This window comes from Spiribacter salilacus (genome assembly GCF_009649225.1).
GTDB classification, from domain to species: Bacteria; Pseudomonadota; Gammaproteobacteria; order Nitrococcales; family Nitrococcaceae; genus Spiribacter; species Spiribacter salilacus.
Genome location: NZ_WJPP01000010.1, coordinates 1 through 3,869 on the forward strand (window position 1 = coordinate 1; position 3,869 = coordinate 3,869).

Here is a 3,869-nt window from a genome sequence, read left to right on the forward strand (position 1 = left end):
CTAGAGCTCGATATTGCCGATCTTGACGCAGAAACGACAACGCCAACCCTTCGCGTAGCTGAGGATGAAACCCTCGGCGGCAGTGCCGATCTTGATGTTCATCTCGATAATGAAGGCACCCTTGCCCCGGGTTATTCGCCTGGTGAAATCAATGTCACCAGCTTCGGTCAAGATGCCGATGCCACGCTTGAGATGGAAGTGGGCGGAGAAACGGCGGGCACCGAGTACGATCAACTCAACATCGCTCAGCTTGCCCAGCTAGATGGCACGCTGGATGTTTCTTTAATTGATAATTTTGAACCCAGCGATGGCGATACCTTTGATCTGCTGACCTACGCCGAGCGGGAAGGAGACTTTAGCCGCATCACAGGGCTGCACGACCAAGAACTTGATGATATTTACCTGCGCATTGCCGAGGCAGACGTGAGCGGTGAAAAAGCCATGCAGCTGCAGGCGCTGGCGGCTAAAACCATTGAGCTCAACACGTCAGATTCGGTTTTAGAATTAACGCAGGATTCGCTCACGCTAGACGGCAAAGATGCCTATATTCTTAACCTAGCCGACGGGTTTGATCGGATTAACATCAGCGAAGCGCTGGACCTAGGCGATGCCCACTTGCTGCTCAATGCTGAGCAGATTTTTGTGGGTAGCAGCGGCAGCATTACAACCAACGGTGATATCATCTTTAATGCCCGGGATAGAGACACCAGTGGTGGCGAGGATGATCTGCGTGCCGAGATTACGGTTGAAGGCAGCCTAACAGCCGGCGGGCAGCTGAGTCTGCTGGCGCAAACTGAGCGCCGGTTTATCTCATCGGATGAGGGCGTGGATGCCACGGCCACCGCAGCCATCAATATTGCCGATGGTAGCGTGCTGGAGGCCGACGTCATTCGTATGGATGCCGAGGTTAAAGGCACAGTCACGGTGAGTGGTGACAATGCCAGCTTGCTGAGTGGCGATACCGTTGAAGTTAATCTGCAGGATACGGCCGAAATCGCCCTGGGCGCGGCCACGGTTACCGGTCATGAAGCGGTCTACTTCAATAGCTCATTGAAGTCGTCGGTCAGTGCCACGGGTGCGGTGGTTAGAACCGACATCCAAAACGATTCGGTGATTACACTCACCGGCACAACAATCGATGCCGGTGAGCATGGGCTGCGACTTTATGCAAGCGACAACAGCCGTGTGTTTTCTGATGGCCGTATCGCCAGCAACATCGTTACCGGTCGCGTTAGCACCACAATCAGTAATGCCGATTTGACGGTGGCAGGCGATCTCTCGCTGCGTGCGGTAGATCGCATTGATGTGCGCGCTAAGGCGGGCGAGGTAGAGGTAGACGCCTCTGAAGTTGATGGCCTAGTTCTAATCGATGGCGAGATGTTTTTTGGCAACAATCAGGTTGACCGCGATGTAGTGGCGAGCATCACCAACTCGACCACGGCCGCCGGTAATGTCAGTCTGCTGGCCTTAGCCGATCAAATTGTGGATGTGCGCATTAGCGCGCAATCGCTCACGAATGATACCTCCACATTCACCGTGCCGGTGGGCGGCATCAGCATGTCCGGCAACTATGCCTGGAATGTGGTTAATGGCGGGGTCACCGCCTTTATCTCTGGCGGGCAAGTCGAAACGACGGATAACTCTGGCGGCGTCAGCGTGATTGCGCTGAATGATGCGGTCATTAACGCGCGCACCGAAACGGGCGCCAAGGCGCTGGGCGGGTCAGGTGCGGCGGTCAGCAGTACGCTTGCTCTGAACTTGATTGGTTATACGGCGCCCGATGTGGCCGCAGCCGCACTGGCCGAGCTGGTTTTTGTTGACCCGGATACTTCGGGGTCGCTGACTTCTAATGCGCTGGACGTCACTGCCTATCTTGAAGACTTAACGATCATCACCCAAGGCAGCGTGAAGGTCGAAGCCAAGCAGACCGCGCTGCTCAACGCCACTATCACCAACGCCGCCATCTCTGAGGTGTCTGCCCTATTTGGAGCCTCGGGCGCGGCCAGTGGCCTAGTAATCTCCGCAAATTTGGTGAACTCGCAGACCCGCGCAAGCACTGAGCGTGTCACTCAGCGCCGGGCTGATGGCGTCTCTGCTGGCGGCAGCCTTTCGGTTATTGCCGATAACCAATCGGGTATCTACAGCAACACAAAATTTGTGAGCAGCTCTGTCACCAGCAGTGATGGGGGTGTCTCGCTGATTAATGATGCCATTACCGGCTCCCGCGGCGACTTTGTGAGCGATGACGGCACGCAGGAGTTGCAATTTGGCGATTTGGTGGTCGATGACGGCGGGCTTTATCGCTACCTCGGTGCGGGTGAAACGCTGGATCTTGCCAGTGCCGATTACTCGGATCTGGATTATTGGCAGCCCGCGGATGTCTCGTTGCCCAACGTCGGCAATTTTACCGACTCCAACTCCATGGCCAGTGGCGGGATGGTGGTCAAAAACCAGACCATTGGCTCGGCTGTGGCCTTTGTTGATGATTCCACCTTTGCGCTGAACACGGTTGATGTTGAGGCACGCTATCGCACCACTATTCGCGCCACCTTAGATGCCGAGGTGGAGAGCTCAGGCGGATCCAACACCGGCGGTGGCGTGAGCATGGCCAGCAGTGGCGCCATTGCCACCAACCTGGTGCTCGGTAATGCCAAAGCAGAAATTCGGGGTGATAGCCAAATAACGGCTGACGGTATGGTCTCAGTCCTCGCGGATAACGAAGCGAGTATTGAGGCCATTAACAAGAGCATTGTGCTCTCGGGTGACGGTGCCGCCGGTGTCACCCTGGCGTTTAACAGCGTGGGCTACGAGCCAACCAACCTGCTGTTTGCCAGCTTAGATGCGCTGTTCGGTACCACCTCACCGGCCGCTGATCCGGCTCAGGCCATTGCACGCGTGCTCGACAGCACAATTTCGGCTACAGATGACATTAGTATCCAAGCGCTCAATCGTGCCTCGATTGATGCGGATCTTTCTAACGACGCAACATCCTCGGCCGGTGCGCTAACAGGCGCATCGGGCTCGGCAGCCAGCGCGCTGGTGGTCACGAACCGCGTGGCCGGTGGTGCTCTGGCCGAGATTGATAACAGCACGATTACCAGCACAGGCGCGGGCGACCTGACGCTGCTGGCTGATGATGATGCCTTTATCACGGCCGCCAGCTCCATGAAGGCCATTTCGAGCACAACCAATGACGCCGGCGCTAGTTTGGTGGGCACGCTGGTAGATCAGCTCACTGATAGCTACAGCTTTACGAGCAAGTCTGGTACTCAGGCGCTTGAGGATGGCGATCGGGTGCGGGTGGCCAGTGATGGCGGCACCGGCGTGCCGGGTGCCACTTACCGTTATCTGGGTTCGGATGGCAATGTTGATCTCAGCAATACCAATTATAACGACACCAGCTTATGGGCACGCGTTAGCGAGAGCTCACCGGCAGACTTGATCCCCAGCGGACTGAATTTGTCTGACTCTGACTCGGTGGCCATGGGTGCGCTGATCGTTCGCAATGATCTCAGCGGCGGCGCGGTGGCCAAGGTGTTTAACGAGAGCACCCTGGATCTGTTTGGCGCGGTGAATGTGGAGGCTAAGAGCCGCACACAGCTGAGTGCGATTTCTGAAGGCATTGTCGAGTCTTCCGGCGGCAGCGCAATGGGAGAAGGCGTGAGTCTTGCCGTCAATGGCGTTGTGGTTACCAACATCGTGGTGGGTGCCGCCACCGCCGAAATCATTGGCGGGTCGGTCACCACCGGCGGTGCGCTGACGGTTAAAGCGACGAATGACGCACGCCTCAATGCGCTGCTCAATAGCGTCACAACCTCGGGTGATGAGGCAGCCGGTGTGGCGGTCTCGTTCAATACACTCGGCTACAA

The 3,869-nt window shown here is 56.9% G+C and carries 1 protein-coding gene; it reads left to right on the forward strand.

The annotated features are described in order from the left end of the window. Positions 1-3,869: beta strand repeat-containing protein (locus tag GH984_RS10730; RefSeq protein WP_153720220.1), on the forward strand; the 3,869-nt coding region annotated here is incomplete at both ends.